Consider the following 21,159-nt stretch of genomic DNA (forward strand, 5'->3'; position numbering starts at 1 on the left):
ATTTAGCACCTTGACGCTTGGCTTGTCTGCACTGACATGTGATAAGCCGTGATTATTCCATCTGAGAAATACCTTGAAATCCGGTCTTGAAACAGGAAAAATCACATGTAAATACATGGTACGTACCATGCTACGAAATAGTAGGGGCAACTATGGCTCGGGGTGGTATCAACAAGGCAGTAGTGCAGCAGGCTCGGCAAGTCCTGATCGCCCGGGGCGAATACCCCAGCATCGATGCAGTACGTATCGAACTGGGTAATACCGGCTCTAAGACCACCATCCACCGCTACTTGAAGGAGTTGGAGGCTTCCAAGCCCGCCGGCCTGCAGGGCCAGGCGGCGCTTAGTGATGCGCTCACCAAGCTGGTTTCGCAACTGGCTGCTCAGGTGGAGGAAGAGGGTAACGCCCGTATCGACCAGGCCGAGGCTGCGTTCCTTGAGCAGCGGGAGCAGCTGGAGAATCTGTTACAACAGACGCAGCAAGCGTTGGCAGATGCAGCCCAGCAACAGCAGGTGCAAGCCTCCGCCCTGGCGGCAGAGTCCGAACGTCTGGTAACCGTCCAGAACTCCCTGCAGGCCGAGCAATTGCGCAACGCCAGCCTCAACCAGTCGTTAGGTGAGCTGCAGGTGCGTCTGGCAGACAAGGATGAACAAATCCGCTCGTTGGAGGACAAGCACCGTCATGCGCGCGAGGCACTAGAGCACTACCGCAGCGCCAGTCGCGAACAGCGTGAGCAAGACCAGCGCAGACAAGAGGCGCAGGTTCAACAACTGCAGGTGGAACTGCGTCAATTGCAGCAGGGCATGATCGTCAAACAGGACGAGCTGACTCGTTTGCATCGCGACAACGAACGTATGCTCGGTGAGCATCGTCAGGCGGCCAGTGAATGCAAGGTCAAAGACGAGCTACTTGAACAACGCGATGCGCAGATCCAGGGGCTGCGAACGATCTTGGCCCAGGCTCAAGGCGCCAGCGATGAGATGCGCCGTCAATTACAGGAGCAGGCACAGAGCCTGGAAAACAGTCGTGCTATTTCCATCGAGCAGGCCAGGCAACTGCAACTGCTCAAGGATGAACTGCAAAAACGCGATGCAGTCGGCGACGCCAGCACCGCTCAACCGCCCTCTGCATCCTGAGTGCTTAGTAACAGGCCCATCGCGCACCGCCTGGGCAAACCCTGAGCGCGCTCAGTTGCAAGAATAGCTCGCAACCTAGCCCCAAGGCGTTGCTCTTCGAGCACCTCGAAACCGTATTTTGCATAAAAAGGCCCATTCCAAGGCACATGGGCAAATGTGGTCAAGGTCACCATGGGCAGATCACTCAGGCGTGCTAGGGCACGCACCTTGTCCAGTAAGCACCTGCCGATTCCTTTGCCCTGCGACTGCAGCCTCACCGATAGCTCGTGGACATGCAGCGCCTGCTCCTCAATGGTCAAGCACACGAAACCCACGGCCTGGCCTTGATCATTTTCGGCCAGCCAACTGCCACTGGCCGCGATGAAGGCTGTGTGCGCATCCCTATCAAGCCCCTCGGCCCCTGCCAACCACGCCAGCTCCGGAAACTGCCGAAAAGCTTGGGCCGCAGAGTGTTCAATCTCGATCAATCGACTGATATCAGAAGGCAGGGTGGGGCGGATGTGCATGCTGATGATCCTTTGATGGGCTGGCAGGCCAAAGTGATGGTAGCGCGAAGCTTGCACTTCAATCGTTATAACGTAACACTTTGGCTTTTCGGTTAAGCGAGAGTGCCTAGATGACAGAAGATGAACTGCTCAGCCAAGCGCCTGCAGCCTACATGAACGAAGTCCAACAGCAATTTTTCCGTAGACTTCTGCTGGATCAACGCGCTGATCTGCAAGCTCGGATCGAGGAAGAATTTCAGGCCTTGCGCGAACAAGAGGTGCTTAGCGACCCGGCTGATATCGGCAGTGCAGAGGAGGAACGACAGTGGAGGCTGCGTTCCCTGGAGCGGGAGAAGAAGCTCCTCGACAAGATTGACCAGGCACTGGAGCGCCTGGCCCGTGGTGAGTACGGCTGGTGCGAGGAAACCGGGGAGCCAATCGGCCTGCGACGGCTACTCCTGCGCCCAACCGCAACCCTATGCATTGAGGCCAAGGAGCGTCAGGAGCACAAAGAGCGGCACCTGCGCGATGAGCGCTAGTCAGCCGCCATGACCTGAGGCTGCAACTGCCAGCGCACCGAGCTCACGCCTTTTTCAAGGCTAACCCGGCTGACTAGCCGTTCCAGTTGCGCCGGGGCTTGCGGGTTGCCGAGCAGCTCTGCGCGCACTTCCAGGCGAGCAGGGTTAGTCAGATCCTCGCTGTGCAATGACTGCAGGCGCAATTGCGGGTCGCCGAGGCTATGCAGCATCAGGCTGCGTACCTGTATCTCATCCTCGGCGCGGCAAATGATGCGCACCTCATAATGCTGTTCCACTTCGCTAGCCGGTAGCACTTCCTGGCGGTCAAGCCGTTGGGCGATGTCGCGCAGCAGGATGTTGGCACACAGCACCATCAGGCTGCCCAACACTGCCTCCAGCAGCAGGCCCAGGCTACACAACACACCGACAGCTGCGGTGCACCAGAGCGTAGCGGCGGTGTTCAGGCCACGCACATTGAAGCCATCGCGCATGATCACACCACCACCTAAGAAACCGATACCCGACACAACATAGGCGGCAACTCGCGACGCGTCTGCAGGGGCCATGCCCGGCACCGCCTGGGTCATCAGCACGAACAGGCAGGCGCCCGTGCTGACCAGGGCATTGGTACGCAGCCCGGTCAGGCGTTGGCGCAGTTGGCGTTCGGCACCGATCAGAGCGCCTAGCAGCAGGGCGACGCCAACACGCAGAAGAAAGACTTTCCAATCCATAGCAAACCTCTTTCACGGGCGTACGCCCGCACGGTTAAAAAAACCAGAAATAAGCGCAGGACCACGAAAGAGAAGGGGAAGAAATGCCTAATAGGCTCAGAGGTTCCACTGTCTGACTTTTGGCGAGACAGTGGCAGGAAACTGCCGGACTAGCTCGCCTTGTGGGCCTGTCGCAAGCGACTGGGACTACTGTCCAAAGCAGGGCTCCTGTTCGGGGGGGCGAAATTGCGTTGCGGACCTTACGCCGCCAAGCTCCGAGGGTCAAGGGTTGAAACATGACAAGGGCTTCATCAGGAAATCCCCTACAACCTGCGCCACCGGCATGGCAAAAAACCGGGGCACTGGTTACCCTTGCGCCATTCTCCGCCATTGCCCGGATCGTTACATGCTGTTCAATCTCGCTGTGCTGCTCAGCACCTTGGTGGCCATGGAAGGTGTCGGTACGCTGGCCCACAAGTACGTCATGCATGGCTGGGGCTGGTGGCTGCACCGCTCGCACCATGAGCCGCAGTTGGGCATGCTGGAAACCAACGACCTGTACCTGCTTGCGCTGGCGCTGATCGCCGCCGCGCTCATCGCCTTGGGCAAAGCTGGCCATGCTCCGTTGCAATGGGTGGGCGCAGGGGTGGCAGGGTATGGGGTATTGTACGTACTGGCCCACGACGGTCTCTTCCACCGGCACTGGCCGCGCGCGCCACGCCCGGTCAACCGTTACTTCAAACGTCTGCACCGCGCTCATCAACTGCACCATGCCGTGAAGGGGCGCACCGGCTCTGTGTCCTTCGGCTTTTTCTATGCGCCACCACTGAAGGTGCTCAAGCGCCAGTTGCAGGCGCGCTGGCCACGTGGCCGCGGCTGACCCACCAGCCGAACCCTGCGGCGGTGAAGAACATGATCAGGCTGTACAGGGCCGCTGGAACTGCCATCGTCGCGTTATTGAGCAACGATGGGCTGAGCGCGAGCGCGATGGCCAGCGTGCCGTTGTGGATGCCGATTTCCATGCCGATAGCGATGGCCTGGCGTTTGGGGATATTGAGCAAGCGAGGTACGCAGTAGCCAACAGCAAGGCTGATCAAGTTGAACAACAAGGCCGCCAAACCCACCACCGGGGCATATTCCACTACGGTCTGCCAGTCCTAGGCCAAGGCCAGAACGATGGTAAAGGCCAGAAACAGCGCCGCCACGAGCTTCATGGGCTTTTCCATCCGCGCAGCGAAGCGCGGTGCCCAGTGACGGATCAGCATGCCCAGCGCCACCGGCAGTAGCACGATAGCGAATACCTGCAGCACCTTGGCGAACTGCAGTGGGATGGCTTGGTCCGACGCCATGAACCAGCTCAACGACAGGTTGACCAGCAGCGGCATGGTCAGGATAGCGATCAACGAGTTCACCGCCGTCAGGGTGATATTCAGCGCCACATCGCCGTGGGCCAGGTGGCTGAACAGATTGGCGGTGGTGCCCCCTGGTGACGCTGCAAGCAACATCAGGCCGACCGCCAGCGCCGCTTCAAGGCCAAACCCATTAGCAATGAGAAAGCACACCAATGGCAGTAGGAGGATTTGGCAAAACAGGCCGATCATCACCGGCTTTGGGTATTTCACTACGCGAGCGAAATCGGCCATGGTCAAAGACAATCCAAGGCCAAGCATGATGATGCCAAGCGCCAAAGGGAGAAATGCAGTCAGCAACGGGGATGCGGTCATGGGCGGGCACTCGGGTGAAGGATGCAAGCAGTCTAGGTGGGCTCTGGGCGTCGTATGATTGCACTGAGCCAGCACTTGTTTACCAGTTGTTACCAAACACTCGCTAAACTGCGGCACAGAGCGCCGCCATGTCGCGTTGCGATAGGGCTCTTGGCACAGTAGCATTCGCTTTTTTGCCGAGGATTCGCCTGTAATGCCTTTCCAACAAGGTCTGCTTGCTACGCCCGTGCCGGTGCACGCTCGTCACCTGTTCTTCGCCCTGCAGTCGCCCGAGGCGTTGCCCGCGGTACTGGATACCCTGTTGCCACACGTCGACGGCCGTAGCCTGATCCTTGGTATCGGCGCACCCTTGGTCAAAGCGCTGGGCCGCGACATCCCAGGCTTGCGTGCGTTCCCACAGCTTGACGCCGCCGTGGAAAACCCAAGTACTCAGCACGCGCTTTGGTTGTGGCTTCGCAGCGATGAACGCGGTGACCTGGTTTTGCAAGCCCAGGCACTTGAACAGATGCTGGCACCTGCGTTGCGCCTGGCTGATAGCGTCGATGGTTTCCTGCATCGCGGTGGCCTTGACCTGACCGGTTACGAAGATGGCACTGAAAACCCCTCCGACGACGATGCTGTGCACGCCGCCATTCTGGCTAACGGTCAGCCGGGTATGGACGGTTCGAGCTTTGCCGCCTTCCAGCTCTGGAAACATGACCTGTCGTATTTCAAGGCGCTGCCTCAAGCCGATCAGGACAATATTATCGGCCGCCGCCTGAGCGACAACGAAGAGCTTGATGACGCCCCAGCGTCTGCCCATGTCAAGCGTACGGCGCAGGAAAGCTATGCGCCAGAAGCTTTCATGGTCCGCCGCTCGGTATCTTGGGCCGATAATCGCGGCGCTGGCTTGGCATTCGTCGCCCTTGGCCGCAGCTTTGAGGCTTTCGAAGCCCAGTTGCGGCGTATGAGCGGCCTGGAAGATGGCGTCACTGATGCTTTATACCGTTTTAGCCGGCCATTGACCGGCGGCTACTACTGGTGCCCCCCCATGGGCGAGGGCGGCCTGGACTTGCGGGCGCTGTTGCAGGCTTAGTCATTTTACATCCGGATACAGAATCGCCGATCAGTTCAGGCCTCAACGACTAGCCTTGAAAGTTTCCCTCCGGGGCGGGAGCTTTCGTATGCTTAAACGTCGCGATGTCTTACGCGCTGGCGCGACTCTATCCGTAGCAGCCGCCACGCCCTGGTTGTATGCAGGCAGCACGGGCGGCTTGCTGACCCGCATTATTCCAGCCACGGGCGAGGCTCTGCCAATCATCGGTGCCGGCACTTCCGGCAGCTTCGAGGTAGCAGCCAACTCCCCGGAGTACCAGCAGCTCAAGCAGGTTCTCCAAGCCTTCTTCCAGGGGGGCGGCAAAGTCATCGATACCTCGCCCAATTATGGTGGTGCTGACAGCATTCTGGGCCAGTTGCTGGAAGAGGGCGGCTGGCATCAGCAATGTTTCATCGCCACAAAAATCGCTGCCGACAACCCTGCCGATGCCCAGGCGCAATGGTTGGGAACACTCAAGAGCCTGCGCACGGATAAAGTCGATCTATTGCAAGTCCACAATCTGCGCGACTGGCAGACGCAGTTGCCCTATGCCCGGGAGCTACAGCAGCAGGGCAAAACACGTTACGTCGGCGTCACCCATTATTTGAACAGCGGCCACGAGTCCTTGGCGCAAATTGTGCGCAGCCAGAGGCTTGATTTCATTCAGATCAACTACTCGGTCACTGCCCCCCAGGCTGCGCACGAGCTCTTACCGTTATGTCAGGACAAAGGTGTCGCTGTGCTGGTCAATCGTGCATTCGATGACGGTCGCCTATTTGCAAGGGTCAAAGGCCAGCCCCTACCGGCGTGGGCTGCCGAGGCCGGCATCGGCAGCTGGGCGCAGCTGTTTCTCAAGTTCGCCATAAGCCACCCGGCAGTCACTACGGTGATCCCCGCGACCAGCCGCCCGGATCGCCAGATCGACCAGCTTAAAGCCGGTTATGAACCACTGCTGAGCCAGGCGCAACGGCAAGCGCTGATCAAGCAGTTCGCCTGAGACCATGAGCAGTTGGCTCGCACGGCTTAAGCAGGGGCTGAATATCCGTCCCGGCGAAGGCCCTGCGGTGGTAGCAGCCTGGCTGCTGTTCTATTTGCTGTTCACGGGCTATTTCATGCTGCGCCCGGTGCGCGAGACCATGGGCATAGCCGGCGGGGTCGAAAACCTTCAATGGCTCTTCACCGGCACTTTCCTCGCCACATTGGTTTGCCTGCCACTTTACGGCTGGCTGGCTAGCAAGGTGCCACGCCGTCACATCTTGCCTTGGACCTACGGCTTGTTCGCCTGCCAGTTATTGCTGTTCGCGTGGCTTTTTGCCTTTGATGCAGAGTCGATATGGGGTGCTCGGGCTTTTTACATTTGGCTGTCTGTGTTCAACCTACTCAGCATTTCCCTGGCCTGGAGCGTACTTGCCGACCTGTTTTCGACCAGCCAAGGCAAACGCCTGTTCGGCCTGCTGGCAGCCGGTGCAAGTATGGGCGGCCTGAGTGGGCCTGTTCTAGGTACGCTGCTGGTGGCGCCATTGGGACATGCAGGGCTGCTGTTGCTGGCGGCTTTACTATTGGTAGGCAGCGTAGCTGCCTGTTCCTACGTGCAGCACTGGCGAGATGGTAACCGGGAAGCCGTCATCGGCGGGGCCGCTTCATCCCGGCCCCTGGGCGGCAACCCTTTTGCGGGGGCTACGGCGGTTGCGCGTTCTCCCTTTTTGCTGGCGATCGGCTTATTCGTCGTGTTACTTGCCAGCGTCAGTACCTTTCTCTACTTCGAACAGGCGCGCATCGTCAGTGAGACTTTTACCGACCGCACCCGCCAGACCCAGGTGTTCGGGCTCATCGATACCGTAGTGCAGGCACTGGCTATCGTGACCCAGCTGTTTCTTACCGGGCGCCTGGCCAGACGACTGGGGGTCGGGGTGTTGCTGGTGGCCGTACCGTTGGTGATCGCCGCCGGGTTCGTTTGGCTGGCCATTGCCCCCGTGTTCGCGGTATTTGTGGTTGTGATGGTGGTGAGGCGCGCCGGTGAGTACGCCTTGGTCAGGCCGGGCCGCGAGATGCTGTTCACCGTGCTGCCGGCCGAGGATAAATACAAGGCCAAGAACTTTATCGACACCGTGGTCTATCGCGGCGGTGATGCGCTTGGCGGCTGGGTCAAGCGAGGGCTAGATGCGTTAGCTGACCATCCTCAGGTAACGCTTATGATCGCAGCGTTGATCGCATTGGGCTGGGGCGTCGTCGGGCACTGGCTGGGCCGCCAACATCAGCTCAAGGAAGCGTCGAAGTCGGGGTAGCCATGAAGCGGCTATTCGCGCACCAAATACACCCTGAACGGTTTATTAGGGCCACCGGTCTGACGGCTTGGCGATAAAGCGAATCTTGCGCGGGGGCTGGACTCGGAATTTATGTACGGCACAACGCCGTCCATTCTCAAGCCAAATGAGGTTCCACACCATGGCCAACAAAGACAACAGCCGCAGCGGCAGCCAGGGCGGCAACAAGAATCCAGGCAACTTTGCAAACGACAAGCAAAAGGCATCCGAAGCGGGCCGTAAAGGTGGCCAAGCCTCAGGAGGCGCAGCCCACCAGGATCACGAATCAGGCCGCAAGGGCGGGCGTTCGTAACTGATGGTATGCAGTGCCGGGGCGCCCTGGCACTGCAGACACAGGCTGTGGCAAATGGGAGGGTTGCAATCGGCAATCGATTGCACAGAATGCATGCATCAACCGCATGCCATTTGGAATCCCAGCTCCATGATGCTGACCCAGCAGTTTCCCACTATCTCTCCCTCCGACATTTTGTTCGTATTTGCCTTGGAAGCCGAAGCAGGGGATGTGTTTACCGGTATGAACACATTGTTTACCGGTATCGGCAAAGTCAATGCCGCGGTTGCTCTGACCAAGGCGATAGCGCAGCAACGCCCCAAACTGATCGTGAACCTCGGCTCGGCCGGTAGCCAGCGCCATGGCAAAGGTGAGGTTGTGTGTTGCACGCGTTTTGTGCAGCGCGACATGGACGTGACCCCGCTAGGTTTCGCCCGCTACCAGACGCCACTTTCCGATACCCCTGTGATTTTGGAGCATGGTCATGCAATTGATGGCCTGCCGCTTGAAACCTGCGGCAGCGGCGACAGCTTCGAGATCAACCACGGTGATGCCCCTTACGATGTCGTCGACATGGAAGCCTATGTATTTGCGCTGATCGCGCGCAATGAAGGCATACCTTTCGTTTGCCTGAAGTACGTTTCAGATGACGCTGGCAGCGATGCTGCCGATGATTGGGCCGTGCAGGTGCACCTGGCCGCCGAGGCTTTCAAACGGGTGCTGTTCAGTCAGCCGACTGCGCGTTTGGAGTAAACCTTCGCCGCCAGCGGTAGTCACTTCAGGTATCAGTCCTACTAACCGAATCGGGAGGGTACCTGTAATGGCCAGGGCTATCTGGAAAGGCGCTATCAGTTTTGGCTTGGTGCACATACCGGTTTCGCTCAATACCGCTGTGCGTACCGAGCGCGTCGATTTCGATTGGCTCGATAAGCGCAGCATGGAGCCAGTAGGCTACAAGCGCATCAACAAGGTCAGCGGCAAGGAAATCGACAAGGACAACATCGTCAAAGGCGTTGAATACGAGAAGGGCCGATACGTGGTTATCAGCGAAGACGAGATTCGCAAGGCCCGCCCCGAAGCCACGCAGACCATCGATATTTTGTCGTTTGTCGATGCGGCAGAAATCCCACTCCAGCATTTCGACACGCCCTATTACCTGAGCCCCGACAAGCGAGGTGGCAAGGTCTATGCGTTGCTGCGTGAAACATTGGCCAGTACCGGTAAGGTGGCGCTGGCCACGGTAGTGCTGCATACCCGCCAGCACTTGGCTTTGCTACGCCCGCTGGACGATGCCGTCGTGATGATCACTTTGCGCTGGCCCGAGGAAGTGCGTGGGTTGGATAGCCTCGAGCTGGACAAGACGGTTACCGAAAGCAAGCCAGACAAGCGCGAGTTGGCCATGGCCAAGCGGCTGGTTGAAGACATGAGCGGGCCTTGGGCGCCGGACGAGTATCACGATGCGTTTCGTCAGACGATCATGGACCTTGTTGAAGAAAAGGCCAGTAAAGGCAAGATCGCTGTGGTGGAAAAAGGCGAGGGCGACGCGGCCGAGAAAGGCGCCGATATCATCGACCTCACCGAGTTGTTGAAGCGCAGCTTAGGTGGCAAGAAACCTGCGGCCACGAAGAAAACCACCAAACGCTCGCGAAAAGCGTCGTGACTCGAGCGCTTGGTGGATCAAAGGCTTGCCAGGTAGTCGCCAAACCCCTCACGGGCCCGGCTGTTGGTTCGGCTACTTGTGGCAACGCTGTGCTTGGCCGTCCACACTATCTGCGCGCCATCGGCCTCCAGGTCCCTCACAAGCTGCACATCTTCATGGGCGGCAAGTGGTTGAAACCCGCCGACACGTTCATAGGCTCGGGCACTCACGCCCAGATTGGCACCGTGGATGTGGCGATGGCCTTCCCGCGCTTCATAGCGGCTCAAATAGAGCTTACGTAGCGCCGCCCGCTGCCAAGGCTGCCAGCGGGCAACGTGCACCGTTCCACACACCGCATCTGCCGTGCAGGCCAGCTGTGACAACAACCAATGCGACGGCACCTGGCTGTCGGCGTCGGTGCAGGCCAACCAGGTCGCATGGCGGTCCAGCATCCACTCGGCGCCTAAGCGGCGAGCCATTCCAACGCTACCGGCCTCGACTGCAAGCACGTCGACATCATACCTGGCGGCCACCTTGGCACTGCCGTCCACGCAGCGATCGAGAACGACCAACACCTGTACCCCATGACCTGCTTCTCGCGCTGCCAAGACGGCCGTAGCCATCGCGCTCAGGCAGCGCCCCAGGCGCCGGGCTTCATTGTGCGCGGGGATCACTACGCCGATCATATGCACGTCTCGTCCAAGTCCACCACGCTGGGTTGGCAGGACCAGTATTCGAGCATGAAGTCGGCCTCGTCATGACGAAGGAGCGGAAATAGCGGCAGGTGTTTGGCCAGCATTTGATGCACCTCACGGCCATCTTGCGGGCAGCCGGCAATGGGGTGCTTCCAGTGACAGGCAAGCAGGGCACCGTCGTAGGTAAGGCTCGCAAGGCATTGCTCAATGACCTGCAGCCAATCGGTGGGGTCCAGGTAGTATCCCACCTCACTCAGCACGATCAGATCGAATTGGCCTGCGGGCCAGTCACCAGGCAAGCGAGCCAATTCGACTGAAGCGTTGGGCACATCGGTCAGGCGCTCGCGGGCAAGGTTCACGGCAGTGGGGTCCAGGTCCTGGCACAGAAGTTCAGCACTTCGCTCTGCCAGTAAGGCACTGAGCTCTCCATTGGCACAGGCAGGCTCGAACACCCGCTGATAGCACTGACGTGGCAGGCTGGCCATCAGCACATCGCGTTTGCGTTTTTCGTACCAGCGTGTGCGAAAAGCCCACGGATCTTCATTGGTAGCATACAGTTCAGCGAAGTACTGGGGATCGAGGCTCATGGCAACTCCGTTCACAGGAACATCAATTCAAAGGGTTGCAGCAGGCAGTCCAGCAAGCTGGCTGGCAGTACGGGCGGGCGAAGATCGTCCGGGGTCAACTGGCTGACGTGTGCCGCTAGGGCCTTACGCTTGCGTGCGAGGGCGCTTTCGTCCAACTCGATGCGATGCGCGCGTGGCCATGGCAGCCGTGGATCATCGGGCTGGGCCCAGTGCCAGGCCCATACGGGCACTTCGACCAGTTGCGCCTTGCGCGCCTGCGCTGCCTGGGCTGCGGCACGGCCAACGGCCTCGTGATCGCAGTGGCCGTCGCCTCGCCATGTGGCCATCACTACATCGTCCGGGCGCAGCGCCTGAGTCAGGTGGTTGACCAGGAAAGCTTCTTCGCGCGGCAAATTCCCGTCCTTCAGATTAAGCCTGCGCCACTCCAGATGGTTGACGTTCAAGTCAAGCTGCATCAGTGCCTGGCGGCTCTCCAGCGGTCGCTGGCGGCGCAGCCGATGTTCGGTCCAGTGCTCGGAGCCGGCGTGGCTGCCTTCACCATCGGTGGCCGAAATCAACAGAAGGTCCTCTTCACGCCCGCGAAAGTGGGTCAGCAATCCGCCCGCCATGAGAATTTCATCGTCGGGGTGCGGTGCGACCAGCACCAGGCGGCGCCCGGGAGGGCACAGCTGCGCAGGACTGATCCATGTAGCCCTTGCCAGATGGGCGGCATGTTGCCAGTCAGCCCAAGGCGTGCCACTGCTAGCTTGAATCAAGTTTTGGCTCATAGCTTCCAGGCTCCTGCAGGCATCTGTGTCAATTGTTCACCCAGCGCCGCGAGATCGCGTTCGGCATGGCTTTGGCGCATGTACACTGGCAAGTCTGCGCTGAGCCTGGCGAAATGGCTGTTACGGCAAAACGGTGTGGCACCCAGCGCGCGGCCCACGTGGCGGATCACCTGTTCGACGGCCTGCTCGACTTGAGCGCGAGTGCGGCAAACTTCCAAGCCTGCGTCAGCGTCAGGTTGCAGGTCGATCCACTGAGCACATTCACGCAACGCAGCGCGGGCGCCGCACAAGGCAGCGTCCACCGCGCCGAGGTGGGCATGGGCATGTGCGTCGGCATGGGGTTTGCGGCAATGCGCCCGCAGGTAATCGGCCAAGGCCTCGGCCGCGCCGTACCAACAAGCTGCGATGCCTGCGCCCCCGTGCCAGAAGCCGGGGCGCGACAGATACTGGCCGGGGCGGCCAACGGCGATGGCGGGCGTATTGCTGAACTGAAGTTCGATACTCGCCGTGGTGGCCATACCCACTGCCTGCCAATGGTCGATCACCACACTTTGGTCAGCTTGCCCCAGCTCGATCGCTACCAACTGCGGCTGCTCATCGTCGCCCCAGGCAGTCAATAACGCTTTGTCTATCTGCAGGGCGCCCGAACACCACGCCTTGCGACCGCCCAGCTGCACGTGATCACCGTCACGCGCGACAATCCGTGCGCGAGCGTCCGGCGGTTCAGCAGCCCAGACGCCCCATATACCGTCGCCAACCAGGTGCGCCGCACCACATTCGGCCAGAATGGCCAGCGCATCGGTGTGCCCCTCATAGAGTTTGGCCAGTGCCAGGTCGCAACCGGCAACCCGCGCCAAGGTCTGCCAGCGGCGCAAGGTGTTGCCTTGCCCCGGCAGTGGCAGTAGGTCGAGCTGATCGGCTTGGAGTGCGTGCATCAACTCTGGTAGCTGTGTGTCCAGGTTGAGAGGTTGGGGTCTCTCGCCGAAGGTGCGTAACAATCGGTCGAGGTTGGTGAGGTCGAAATCCTGAATGATGCTCATGCCATTCCCATTTGCTTGCGCATACGTGCAGTGATCGATTGACGAACTTTACTCATCCCGGCCCAAGGGTCGTCCAGATCGACCAGGCGTTCGTGCAGGTTACCGATATGCCATTGATCGGCGCCTTTGAGCCCTGCCAACTCTTCGCGCCAGATCGGCACAGACACCGGCAGCCCCTCGCGGGCTCGCAGCGAGTAGGCGCATACCGTGGTGGCGCCTTTGCCGTTGCGTAGGTAATCGATGAATATTTTACCGATACGGTTTTTAGGGCCGGAAACCGCACTCAAGCGGTCGGGGAACAGCTTGGCCAGGTAATTGACAATCGCCTGGCTGAAATCCTTGACCTCATCCCAATTCGCACGCCGGGTAATAGGTACGACCAAGTGGATGCCTTTGCCGCCACTGGTTTTGATGAACACCTGCAAACCCAGCTCGTCTAGCAGGGTAAGGACCAGTTGAGTTGCCTCCAACATGGCTTTCCAGGGCAGCGCAGGGTCTGGATCGAGATCTAGGACGAAGCGATCGGGCTTGTCGAAGTCTTTGTCGGTCGCATTCCAGGTATGCAGTTCGAGCATGTTCATCTGCACCGCCCCCATCAAGGTATCGGCGCGGTTGATGACCATTGCCGCTTGGCCTGCGTCGGCTTTGCTGTAATTGACCAGATGCGGGATATGCAACTGCCCGGCATTCTTCTGAAAGAACAACTCTCCCATCAGGCCGTCCGGTGCCCGCACCAGTGCAACCGGCCGGTTTTTGAGGTGTGGCAACAACCACTGGCTGACTTGCGCGTAATACTGCGCAATTTGCCGCTTCGTGGCACCCACGGTTGCATCGATCAGCCGGTCAGGGTGGGTCAGGCGCAAGTCGGCCAGCTGATCTGGCTGCTTGCCCTGCTTGGGTTTTGAGCCTTGCTTGGCGGGCATTGCGCGCTCCACGTTGATTGCGGTGGCCGGTTTGTCCTCGCGTAGCCCATGGAACACTGCGTGGCGTACCAAGCCCTCACGGGTCATCTGGGCATAGGCGACTTCCGCCAGCAGATGCGGCTTGAGCCAATGCACCCCGCGGGCTTCTGCGCCCGTTGGCCCCTTATGCACAGTGGGCTTGGCGACCTGTAGGGGTTTGAGCCGCTCATGAATGCTTTTAAGCGTTGCCCCGGTGAAGCCGGTGCCTACTTTACCCGCGTACTGCAGCTGGCCGCTTTGCTTGTCGTGCAAAGCCAGCAACAGCGCGCCGAAGCCCGCTCTGCTGCCTTTGGGATCTGTAAAGCCAACGATCACGAACTCCTGCCGTCGCTGGCACTTGAGCTTTACCCAGTCGGGGCTGCGCCGACTCATGTAGTGGCTGCCGACTCGTTTACCGATCAGGCCCTCAAGGCCCAAGCGGCAAGCGCTGTCGAGCAGGGCATCGACAGGCTGGTCGAAGCTCTCGGAAAACTTGAGCTTGTCCGACTCATTGTGCTCAAGCAATTGCCGTAACGCATCGCGACGATCTTCAAGTGGACGCTGACGCAAGTCCTGGCCACCCAAGAACGGCAGGTCGAAGATGTAATACCCGATCTGCTCGTCATCCTCGGTGTCGAAGGCGTTCTGCAGAGCCTGGAAGTCGGTCTTCCCGTCTTCGTCGCTAATCACCATTTCGCCATCGAGCCACGCCGTGTCGATGCCCAGCGCCCGCAACGCCGCGACTTGGGCGGGCATTTTGGCGCTCCAGTCATGACCGTTGCGGGTGAATAACCGGACATCGTCGCCTTCGATGCGCGCAAGTATCCGATAGCCATCGAATTTGACCTCATAACGCCAGTCGCCAGCCGGTGGCGAGTCGACCAAGGTAGCCAGCTGGGGCTTGAGCTGTTGTGCAAGCTCGGCGTTAGCGGTTTTGCGCCGCACGGGTGTGCGCTTGGCATTTGCCGTGCGCCGGGGCAGCAGCCCACGGTCGCTTAGCACGCTGTCCGGCTGAGCCTCGACGATACTGTACTCAGCTTCACTGCGTGCCTCACCGTCCTGGGACTTGACCAGCATCCACTGCTCCTTCTTGCCGGCCAATTGCGTACGGAACAGGTTCCAGACACCGCTCAGCTTTTCACCCTGCAAGCGAAAACGCAGCTTGCCTTTGGCATAGCCCTGGCGCGGATCGCCTTCGGGTTCCCAGACACCCCGGTCCCAGACGATAACGTCACCGGCGCCATAGTGGCCCTGCGGTATGTGCCCTTCGAAGTTGGCATAGTCCAACGGGTGGTCTTCTACATGCACCGCCAGGCGCCGCACTTTTGGGTCCAGCGAAGGGCCTTTGGGGATCGCCCAGCTTTTCAGCGTCCCATCGAGTTCCAAACGGAAGTCGTAATGCAGGTGACTGGCGTCGTGCTTCTGAATGCAGAACTGCAAGGCATGCGCGCGCTTGCCGCGCCTGCGCTGAACACTAGGTTCAGGCGTCGCGTCGAAATCGCGCTTGCGCGCGTATTCTGCAAGAGGCTTTGCCATGGTCGGCTCCGTGAAGGCATCTGTAGGTTGGGAGGGAGCCGGGCGCAGGGTAGTTCAAAAAAACTCTGAATCATCGCTGGGCTACAGCAGTCGACAATCTGTATGTCACTGGTGGAGAACCGCAATGAGCCGAACTGATGATCTGAAACCCTACACACCCACTGAAATCGACGACACCGAAGACCGCATGGGCAGTGTGCGCGAACTGGATTTCAGTGATCGCCACGACCATCGTGAGGGGCGAGTCGGCGACGAACGACCCGCTTCGGAAATCGACCAGGAGTTCCCGGACCAACGGGTTGCCGAAAGCGGCATGACTGGCGGTGAGGCACTAAGCGATAGCCTGCACGAAGACAACGTCACCTATGATGATCTGAGCCCTGATACCTTGCTGGATGAAACCGGCGCTCGCGACCCCTTTGAGCCAGGCGATGGCAATGGCCCGGCTGACATGGACCTGCGCGAGGTAGACGCGCAGGAAATAGGCGGTGGGTTTGGGCTCGACGAGGCCGAGTTGGCGCGTTCAGCCCCCCTGGATGGCAAGCCTTGGAGCGATGATGTGGTCGAAGACGAAGAGGGCGATGCACGTTGAGTGAATGCGTGAAGAGACGGCACCTGACCGTCTCTTCACGAACCCATGCCGGCACGGCCTCAGGCCGGATGTTCACGCTGGCGCATGGCTTTGGCGCGTTTCTCAAGCAACAAATAGGTCATCAAGGCAACGACCAGAGGAATCAGGTAATACAGTGTCCGGTAGCCCAGCAGCGCTGCGATTAACGAGCCCTGGCCTTGACCATGCAGCAAGGCAAGGAAAACCGTCTCGAGCACACCCAAACCTGCAGGAATGTGAGCGACCACCCCCGCCACGCAACTGATCAGCAATATACCGAGGATCGAGGGGAAGAAATGCTCCCCTGGCAATAGCCAATAAATCAGCAACGCCATCACCGCCCAGTTGCTAGCGCCCAGCGCTACTTGGCACAGCGCCAAGCGCAGCGAGGGCAGGGTGACTTCATGGTCCCTCCAGCGCCATGTGCGCTTCTTCGCAAGGCCACACGCCAGCAGATAACCGATGGCGATGGCCAGCAAAAGCACGCCTATCAGCCTCAGCCCCCCGGTACCCACTGCCCAGTTGCCGGGAAGCTCGACAAGGCCCAGCGCGAATACGCCACCGGCTAGCAGCATGTAACCCATCCAGTTGGTCAACAGGCCCAATGTGAGGATGCGTGTGATGGTGGGTGTATCCAGCCCCAGGCGGCTGTACAGCCGGTAGCGCAAGGCAACGCCCCCCACCCAGGTGGTGAAATTGAGGTTGAAGGCGTAGCAGACGAACGCCACTGGCAGCACCTGCCGCGCCGGAAGGTCATGGCCGGTATACGCCTTTGCCAGCAGATCGTAACTGGCGAAAATCAGGTAGCTGCATACCGCCATTGCAAGCCCGATGGCCAGCGTGCTCGGCTTATACGCAAGCAGGGATTGGCGCACCTCGTTCCAGTCCAGGTTGCGCGCGAGCGTGTACAGCAGCACCGGTATCAGGATCATGAACGCTAGGGTGAATAATCGCTTGCCCCACACCTGCCAGGATTTTTTCGCCATCACGTATTACCCTCATGAAGTTCGCCTTGGGCCTGAATTTCCGGTTGCAGCGACTTCAAGCGCTGACGATGCGCGGGGAACCAGCCGGCGATGCGCGGAAAGTGCCGGACGATGTGAAAACAAGCGAAGATCAAAGGCGCTCGCCACCAGTAGCCGCGTACCATACGTTCAAGGGTAACGGGCTTGCAGTGTTCCTGAGCCAGGCTGTGCAAATGCTCGTACAACGCCTGGTTGAAAGCCGGATCGCGGATGAACAAATTGGCTTCCAGGTTGAAGGACAGGCTCAAGGGGTCGAGATTGCTCGAGCCGACGGTAGCCCATTGGTCGTCGATCAGTGCCACCTTGCCGTGTAATGGACGCTGGCAATACTCACGAATGCTTACGCCACCTTGTAGCAGGTAGTTGTACAGCAGCCTGGAGAGGGCCCGGACCCAGCGCATGTCGGGCTGACCTTGTAGAATCAAGGTGACCTCAACGCCACGGCGCGCGGCATTGCGCAGCTCGCGCAACAGCCGGTAGCCTGGGAAGAAGTAAGCATTTGCCACGACCACGCGCTTCTGGGCCGAGCGTATGGCCTGCAGGTAGTGGGTTTCAATATCGGTGCTGCGCATACGATTATCGCGCTCTATCAGCACCGCCGTGCTTTGGCCGGTTGGTTGCGTCACTGGGCGCACGTCGCTTGGCGGCTCCAGCACCGGAGCCATCAGCCTGCGGCTGGCAGCATGAACCTGAGCCACCACGGGCCCTGTGACCTCCACGGCGTAGTCCTGCTTGGCCATGGGGCCGAAATCCCCCAGATGGTCGGCGCTGTAATTGATGCCACCGATAAAGGCCAGCTCGCCATCGATTACCACTATCTTGCGGTGCAGGCGATGAAAGAGGTTGGTGCGCATGCCCGCCAGCTTGGGTTGCGGGTCGAAGGCGTGGAAGCTCACGCCCGCCTCGGTCAACGCGGCAATGTAGGTGTCCGGGAGGTCCCCAGTACCGTAGCCATCTACCACGACTTCCACCCTGACTCCACGGCTAGCAGCGTCGATGAGCGCTTTCTGCAATTGCTGGCCAACCTTGTCATCAAAGATGATGAAAGTTTCCAGCAAGATCTCTTCCCGGGCCTGGGCCATTGCCTCGAACACGCGCGGGTAATATTGCTCACCATTGATTAACAGTTGGACGTGGTTACCGTCCACCCAAGGTCTGTTCACAGGTCGATCTCCGCAGCAAGAGGGGCATGGTCGGACAAATGCGACCAGGGATACATGGACAACACCTGAGCACTGGCCGGCATAGCGTTGCGCAGGTAAATGCGATCCAGGCGCAGCAGCGGCAGGCGCGCAGGAAAGCTGCGAGCCGGGCTGCCGAAATGTTCGCCAAAAGCTTCGACCAGATGCTGCGAGAGCACGGCATCAGCTTTAAGCCGCCAGTCATTGAAATCACCAGCGATGATCACCGGCGCTTGTGCCGGCAAGCTGTCCAGCCGCTCCAGCAGCAGCTTGATCTGGCTTTGCCGATGAGCCTCACGCAGGCCCAGGTGTACGCAGATGGCATGTACCTGCTCGTGGCCTGGCACCTGCAAGCAGCAGTGCAACAGCCCGCGCTGCTCGTTCCCTTGAATCGAAACGTCAAGGTTTTCGTAGTGAGTGATCGGGAATTTCGACAGCAGCGCATTGCCGTGATCCCCGTAGGGATAAACAGCGTTACGGCCATAGGCGAATTGCGGCCACATGCTGTCAGCGAGAAACTCGTACTGTGGGGCCTGGGGCCAGTCTGGATGGCGCTCGGCGTGTTGCTGGTGACTACCATGAACCTCTTGGAGAAACACCAGGTCAGCGTTGGTGGCGCGCACGGCCTCGCGCAACTCGGGCAGGATGAATCGGCGGTTGAATTGGGTGAAACCCTTGTGGACATTGATCGTCAGCACATTCAAACGGTGCACGGCGGTATCGCCGTCCAGAGCCGGGCTGGGTGATAACTGATTGTTGTTCAAAGCTGCACCTCAGGCGTCACACCCGGTTCGGTGATCAGGTCGTAATCGAGCTTGAGCTTTTCCAGCAAGCGACGGGCGTCAAAGGGCGCATGCACTTTCTGATCATTGTCGAAATAGCAGTAAATATCCCGCGAGGCCCGCTTGGGCGGAGCCCCCGCTACGATCAAATGCGCGTCGTCCGCTTGGCTGCCTCGCGCCCATGCCTGGATGCGTTGCTTCCAGCGTCGAAGTGCCCGTGCGGTATACCCGCTGCTGTAGAGTTCGATGTCCCCGTGCAAGCGCATGTAGATGAAGTCAGCCGTTACATCCTCGACATAAGGCCATTTGCCTGCGCTGTCAGCCACAACCAGGGCCACCCGGTGTTTGCGCAACAGCTTGATGAAACCTTCGCACAGAAAACTCTCGTGGCGGATTTCCACAGCATGGCGTAGCCGTGCGTTACCTTTGATTGCAGTTGCTGCAGGGTCCCTGTGGCGCTCTTCGCAGCCTAGGGCACACTGCCGGGCGGCTTTCCGGTCCTTGGGCAGCAACTGCAGAAAGTGGCTGAACCGTTGCTCGTCGAACTTCATGTTCGGCGGAAACTGCCAAAGAAACGGCCCCAGCTTGTCACCCAGTAGTAGCGGGCCAGACGCGAAGAAATTGGCCAGCGCCGTCTCTACCTGTTTTAGCCTGAGCACATGCGTGATGTAGCGAGGGCCCTTCACTGAAAACACAAAGCCATCGGGCGCTTGATCACGCCAATCTGTGTAGCGCTGCGCAGTCTGCAGGCTGTAGAACGAGCCGTTGATCTCGATGCTGTTGACCGCCCTTGAAGCAAATGCCAGTTCGCTATCCTGGCGCAGGCCCTTTGGATAGAAGTCCTTGCGCCAGGGGCCATAGCGCCATCCGGAAATACCGATGCGGATATCGCTCACGCTCATGTCCTCATAGCCTGATTCGTCGAGTACCGTTCAAATGGTGCGACCGACTCAGAGGGGCGAGGGTTCAGCGAAGGTGATCGAAAGACATGAGCATTGTGCAGAATTGAACTTTGGCGGTTTGGGCGATTCCACCGCACAGTGCAGTTGTCGCACCGCAACACCTTGGCGGGCGCTCAGGGGTAACCTCCCTACACTGGAGACAACCATGGCCAGACACATCATTCACTACACTGGGCCGATCAATTCATCCACCTGTGGCAACCTAATCAACACCTGCTCGCGCGCCATTGGGCAAGGTGCGCAGGTGCTGCAACTCAATATCGCCACCATGGGAGGGGAGTGTAGTTACGGCTTTACCCTCTACAATTTCCTGCGGTCGCTGCCAATCAGTGTGCACACCCACAACCTGGGCACCGTTGAGTCGATGGGCAACATCCTTTTCCTGGCCGGCGAACACCGTACGGCCTGCAGGCACAGCAAGTTCCTGTTTCACCCATTCCACTGGACGCTGCACGGCTCGGTAGATCACGCCCGAATGGCGGAATACGCCATGAGCCTTGACTATGACTTGCGTTTATACGCGCAAATTGTCGCCGAGCGCACTGAGGGCGCCAGCGAAATACTGGATGTGCCACGCTATCTGATGGCGGCTCCGCGGATCTTGGGGCCTGACGAGGCATTGGCAAGCGGTATGATCCACGCCATCGAAGAACTACCGATAGAAGCTCAGGCCACTCAGTGGAGTGTGCATGCCTGAGGCATTGCTTGTTCAGCGAATGGAGTCGGCGAGCGTCCGGTCGCAGGCCAGAAGTGATTTGATCAACGCCTTGATCTCGCCGTTGAGCGACGACATGCGCTCCGGATGCCCAAAACTGCACTCGGCGATTTCGTGATTAGCTGAAGGCTTTGGCGCTTGGGCGAAGTCTGCCTCGAACACATAGTGCATGCGCGCCTCGCCTTCGTAGCGCATTAAAAAGGTCAATGTATCGGCCTGCAGCCCCGTTTCTTCCTGTAATTCCCGTATCGCCGCCTGGGGTGGCGTCTCTCCGGCTTCAATTTTGCCGCCTGGCAATGTCCAAGGTGCTTTGGGCTTTCTAACCCAAAGCCATTTCTGCGACTGCTTGCCATGGCGACAAATGATGCTAACGCGGTGCTTGACTGGCTTCACTCAGCCTCCTGCGGCAATTCCCAACTTATGTGGGTTAGTCCGT

General features: G+C 59.4%; 23 protein-coding genes and 1 pseudogene. 11 read left to right on the forward strand and 13 right to left on the reverse strand.

Annotation, left to right across the window (positions count from 1 at the left end; genetic code table 11):
- Positions 1–152 precede the first annotated feature (152 nt).
- Entirely contained in the window at positions 153–1,136 is a 984-nt protein-coding gene (locus tag ACK59H_RS05280) for a DNA-binding protein (protein ID WP_060477361.1), read from the forward strand.
- Here the strand turns inward: ACK59H_RS05280 and ACK59H_RS05285 are convergent.
- Positions 1,115–1,642, reverse strand: coding sequence for a GNAT family N-acetyltransferase (locus ACK59H_RS05285; protein ID WP_060477362.1), 528 nt, complete (start codon positions 1,640–1,642; stop codon positions 1,115–1,117). The two genes, ACK59H_RS05280 and ACK59H_RS05285, sit on opposite strands and share 22 nt — an antisense overlap.
- A gap of 110 nt (positions 1,643–1,752) precedes the next feature.
- Here ACK59H_RS05285 and dksA point away from each other — a divergent pair, with 110 nt between their 5' ends.
- Positions 1,753–2,160 (forward strand): RNA polymerase-binding protein DksA, encoded by a 408-nt coding sequence (gene dksA / locus ACK59H_RS05290; protein ID WP_060477363.1) that lies wholly within the window; start codon positions 1,753–1,755, stop codon positions 2,158–2,160.
- On the opposite strand, the gene ACK59H_RS05295 is transcribed toward dksA, so the two are convergent.
- A complete protein-coding gene (locus tag ACK59H_RS05295) occupies positions 2,157–2,870 on the reverse strand; it encodes an MgtC/SapB family protein (RefSeq protein WP_186477274.1) in 714 nt (237 codons plus the stop codon). The two genes, dksA and ACK59H_RS05295, sit on opposite strands and share 4 nt — an antisense overlap.
- 385 nt (positions 2,871–3,255) lie before the next feature.
- On the opposite strand from ACK59H_RS05295, the gene ACK59H_RS05300 reads away from it, so the two are divergent.
- On the forward strand, positions 3,256–3,729 hold the full coding sequence (locus tag ACK59H_RS05300; RefSeq protein ID WP_060477365.1) for a sterol desaturase family protein: 474 nt from the start codon (positions 3,256–3,258) through the stop codon (positions 3,727–3,729).
- Here ACK59H_RS05300 and ACK59H_RS05305 read toward each other — a convergent pair.
- A pseudogene (locus ACK59H_RS05305) lies at positions 3,686–4,573 on the reverse strand (bile acid:sodium symporter family protein). The gene ACK59H_RS05300 and the pseudogene ACK59H_RS05305 overlap by 44 nt on opposite strands.
- A gap of 193 nt (positions 4,574–4,766) precedes the next feature.
- Between ACK59H_RS05305 and ACK59H_RS05310 the strand changes: the two are divergent.
- The 6 genes from ACK59H_RS05310 to ACK59H_RS05335 all read left to right on the forward strand — a co-directional run bounded on the left by ACK59H_RS05310 (position 4,767) and on the right by ACK59H_RS05335 (position 9,903).
- On the forward strand, positions 4,767–5,648 hold the full coding sequence (locus ACK59H_RS05310) for a Dyp-type peroxidase (protein ID WP_060477366.1): 882 nt from the start codon (positions 4,767–4,769) through the stop codon (positions 5,646–5,648).
- A gap of 88 nt (positions 5,649–5,736) precedes the next feature.
- Positions 5,737–6,645, forward strand: a complete 909-nt coding sequence (locus ACK59H_RS05315; RefSeq protein ID WP_060477367.1) for an aldo/keto reductase — start codon at positions 5,737–5,739, stop codon at positions 6,643–6,645.
- A 4-nt stretch (positions 6,646–6,649) separates the two neighbouring features.
- A complete protein-coding gene (locus tag ACK59H_RS05320; protein WP_060477368.1) occupies positions 6,650–7,933 on the forward strand; it encodes an NTP/NDP exchange transporter in 1,284 nt (427 codons plus the stop codon).
- Between the two features lie 160 nt (positions 7,934–8,093).
- Positions 8,094–8,264: a general stress protein gene (locus ACK59H_RS05325; protein WP_060477369.1), complete on the forward strand. Its 171-nt coding sequence runs from the start codon at positions 8,094–8,096 to the stop codon at positions 8,262–8,264.
- A 129-nt stretch (positions 8,265–8,393) separates the two neighbouring features.
- Positions 8,394–8,996: a nucleosidase gene (locus ACK59H_RS05330; protein ID WP_060477370.1), complete on the forward strand. Its 603-nt coding sequence runs from the start codon at positions 8,394–8,396 to the stop codon at positions 8,994–8,996.
- Between the two features lie 67 nt (positions 8,997–9,063).
- Positions 9,064–9,903: a Ku protein gene (locus ACK59H_RS05335; protein WP_409264288.1), complete on the forward strand. Its 840-nt coding sequence runs from the start codon at positions 9,064–9,066 to the stop codon at positions 9,901–9,903.
- A 17-nt stretch (positions 9,904–9,920) separates the two neighbouring features.
- On the opposite strand, the gene ACK59H_RS05340 is transcribed toward ACK59H_RS05335, so the two are convergent.
- Genes ACK59H_RS05340 through ligD form a run of 5 tightly spaced genes read right to left on the reverse strand, consistent with a single transcriptional unit; the run spans position 9,921 to position 15,448 of the window.
- Positions 9,921–10,568: a glycosyltransferase family 2 protein gene (locus ACK59H_RS05340; protein ID WP_060477372.1), complete on the reverse strand. Its 648-nt coding sequence runs from the start codon at positions 10,566–10,568 to the stop codon at positions 9,921–9,923.
- Positions 10,565–11,164: a bifunctional 2-polyprenyl-6-hydroxyphenol methylase/3-demethylubiquinol 3-O-methyltransferase UbiG gene (locus ACK59H_RS05345; RefSeq protein WP_060477373.1), complete on the reverse strand. Its 600-nt coding sequence runs from the start codon at positions 11,162–11,164 to the stop codon at positions 10,565–10,567. The genes ACK59H_RS05340 and ACK59H_RS05345 overlap by 4 nt, the downstream gene beginning before the upstream one ends.
- 11 nt (positions 11,165–11,175) lie before the next feature.
- A complete protein-coding gene (locus ACK59H_RS05350; protein WP_060477374.1) occupies positions 11,176–11,931 on the reverse strand; it encodes a PIG-L family deacetylase in 756 nt (251 codons plus the stop codon).
- A complete protein-coding gene (locus ACK59H_RS05355; protein ID WP_060477375.1) occupies positions 11,928–12,971 on the reverse strand; it encodes an acyl-CoA dehydrogenase family protein in 1,044 nt (347 codons plus the stop codon). Before ACK59H_RS05355 ends, ACK59H_RS05350 begins: the two co-directional genes overlap by 4 nt.
- Complete coding sequence (gene ligD, locus ACK59H_RS05360; RefSeq protein WP_060477376.1) at positions 12,968–15,448, reverse strand: DNA ligase D; 2,481 nt, start codon at positions 15,446–15,448, stop codon at positions 12,968–12,970. Before ligD ends, ACK59H_RS05355 begins: the two co-directional genes overlap by 4 nt.
- A 124-nt stretch (positions 15,449–15,572) precedes the next feature.
- Between ligD and ACK59H_RS05365 the strand changes: the two genes are divergently transcribed.
- Positions 15,573–16,040 (forward strand): hypothetical protein, encoded by a 468-nt coding sequence (locus ACK59H_RS05365; RefSeq protein WP_060477377.1) that lies wholly within the window; start codon positions 15,573–15,575, stop codon positions 16,038–16,040.
- 59 nt (positions 16,041–16,099) lie between these two features.
- Here ACK59H_RS05365 and ACK59H_RS05370 read toward each other — a convergent pair whose 3' ends face one another.
- The 4 genes from ACK59H_RS05370 to ACK59H_RS05385 are packed head-to-tail and all read right to left on the reverse strand — an operon-like array spanning position 16,100 to position 19,942.
- Positions 16,100–17,044 carry a lysylphosphatidylglycerol synthase domain-containing protein gene (locus ACK59H_RS05370; RefSeq protein ID WP_060477378.1) on the reverse strand — a complete coding sequence of 315 codons (945 nt, stop codon included), beginning with the start codon at positions 17,042–17,044 and terminating at the stop codon, positions 16,100–16,102.
- Positions 17,044–18,246 carry a cardiolipin synthase ClsB gene (gene clsB, locus ACK59H_RS05375; protein WP_060477379.1) on the reverse strand — a complete coding sequence of 401 codons (1,203 nt, stop codon included), beginning with the start codon at positions 18,244–18,246 and terminating at the stop codon, positions 17,044–17,046. The genes ACK59H_RS05370 and clsB overlap by 1 nt, the downstream gene beginning before the upstream one ends.
- Positions 18,243–19,028 (reverse strand): endonuclease/exonuclease/phosphatase family protein, encoded by a 786-nt coding sequence (locus ACK59H_RS05380; RefSeq protein ID WP_060477380.1) that lies wholly within the window; start codon positions 19,026–19,028, stop codon positions 18,243–18,245. Before ACK59H_RS05380 ends, clsB begins: the two co-directional genes overlap by 4 nt.
- Entirely contained in the window at positions 19,025–19,942 is a 918-nt protein-coding gene (locus ACK59H_RS05385) for a DUF72 domain-containing protein (protein WP_060477396.1), read from the reverse strand. The genes ACK59H_RS05380 and ACK59H_RS05385 overlap by 4 nt, the downstream gene beginning before the upstream one ends.
- Positions 19,943–20,153: 211 nt before the next feature.
- Between ACK59H_RS05385 and ACK59H_RS05390 the strand changes: the two genes are divergently transcribed.
- A complete protein-coding gene (locus ACK59H_RS05390) occupies positions 20,154–20,705 on the forward strand; it encodes an ATP-dependent Clp protease proteolytic subunit (protein ID WP_060477381.1) in 552 nt (183 codons plus the stop codon).
- A 12-nt stretch (positions 20,706–20,717) separates the two neighbouring features.
- Here the strand turns inward: ACK59H_RS05390 and ACK59H_RS05395 are convergent, their stop codons facing one another.
- Positions 20,718–21,116, reverse strand: a complete 399-nt coding sequence (locus tag ACK59H_RS05395; RefSeq protein WP_060477382.1) for an NUDIX hydrolase — start codon at positions 21,114–21,116, stop codon at positions 20,718–20,720.
- Positions 21,117–21,159: the final 43 nt, after the last annotated feature.

This window comes from Pseudomonas sp. KCJK9000 (assembly GCF_046230725.1).
GTDB lineage: Bacteria > Pseudomonadota > Gammaproteobacteria > Pseudomonadales > Pseudomonadaceae > Aquipseudomonas > Aquipseudomonas promysalinigenes.

Excerpts from the sequence above, each read along its gene's own strand:
- ACK59H_RS05280 (WP_060477361.1), top strand. The coding sequence starts at position 153 with ATGGCTCGGGGTGGTATCAACAAGGCAGTAGTGCAGCAGGCTCGGCAA.
- ACK59H_RS05285 (WP_060477362.1), bottom strand. The coding sequence starts at position 1,642 with ATGCACATCCGCCCCACCCTGCCTTCTGATATCAGTCGATTGATCGAG.
- dksA (WP_060477363.1), top strand. The coding sequence starts at position 1,753 with ATGACAGAAGATGAACTGCTCAGCCAAGCGCCTGCAGCCTACATGAAC.
- ACK59H_RS05295 (WP_186477274.1), bottom strand. The coding sequence starts at position 2,870 with ATGGATTGGAAAGTCTTTCTTCTGCGTGTTGGCGTCGCCCTGCTGCTA.
- ACK59H_RS05300 (WP_060477365.1), top strand. The coding sequence starts at position 3,256 with ATGCTGTTCAATCTCGCTGTGCTGCTCAGCACCTTGGTGGCCATGGAA.
- ACK59H_RS05310 (WP_060477366.1), top strand. The coding sequence starts at position 4,767 with ATGCCTTTCCAACAAGGTCTGCTTGCTACGCCCGTGCCGGTGCACGCT.
- ACK59H_RS05315 (WP_060477367.1), top strand. The coding sequence starts at position 5,737 with ATGCTTAAACGTCGCGATGTCTTACGCGCTGGCGCGACTCTATCCGTA.
- ACK59H_RS05320 (WP_060477368.1), top strand. The coding sequence starts at position 6,650 with ATGAGCAGTTGGCTCGCACGGCTTAAGCAGGGGCTGAATATCCGTCCC.
- ACK59H_RS05325 (WP_060477369.1), top strand. The coding sequence starts at position 8,094 with ATGGCCAACAAAGACAACAGCCGCAGCGGCAGCCAGGGCGGCAACAAG.
- ACK59H_RS05330 (WP_060477370.1), top strand. The coding sequence starts at position 8,394 with ATGATGCTGACCCAGCAGTTTCCCACTATCTCTCCCTCCGACATTTTG.
- ACK59H_RS05335 (WP_409264288.1), top strand. The coding sequence starts at position 9,064 with ATGGCCAGGGCTATCTGGAAAGGCGCTATCAGTTTTGGCTTGGTGCAC.
- ACK59H_RS05340 (WP_060477372.1), bottom strand. The coding sequence starts at position 10,568 with ATGATCGGCGTAGTGATCCCCGCGCACAATGAAGCCCGGCGCCTGGGG.
- ACK59H_RS05345 (WP_060477373.1), bottom strand. The coding sequence starts at position 11,164 with ATGAGCCTCGATCCCCAGTACTTCGCTGAACTGTATGCTACCAATGAA.
- ACK59H_RS05350 (WP_060477374.1), bottom strand. The coding sequence starts at position 11,931 with ATGAGCCAAAACTTGATTCAAGCTAGCAGTGGCACGCCTTGGGCTGAC.
- ACK59H_RS05355 (WP_060477375.1), bottom strand. The coding sequence starts at position 12,971 with ATGAGCATCATTCAGGATTTCGACCTCACCAACCTCGACCGATTGTTA.
- ligD (WP_060477376.1), bottom strand. The coding sequence starts at position 15,448 with ATGGCAAAGCCTCTTGCAGAATACGCGCGCAAGCGCGATTTCGACGCG.
- ACK59H_RS05365 (WP_060477377.1), top strand. The coding sequence starts at position 15,573 with ATGAGCCGAACTGATGATCTGAAACCCTACACACCCACTGAAATCGAC.
- ACK59H_RS05370 (WP_060477378.1), bottom strand. The coding sequence starts at position 17,044 with ATGGCGAAAAAATCCTGGCAGGTGTGGGGCAAGCGATTATTCACCCTA.
- ACK59H_RS05390 (WP_060477381.1), top strand. The coding sequence starts at position 20,154 with ATGGCCAGACACATCATTCACTACACTGGGCCGATCAATTCATCCACC.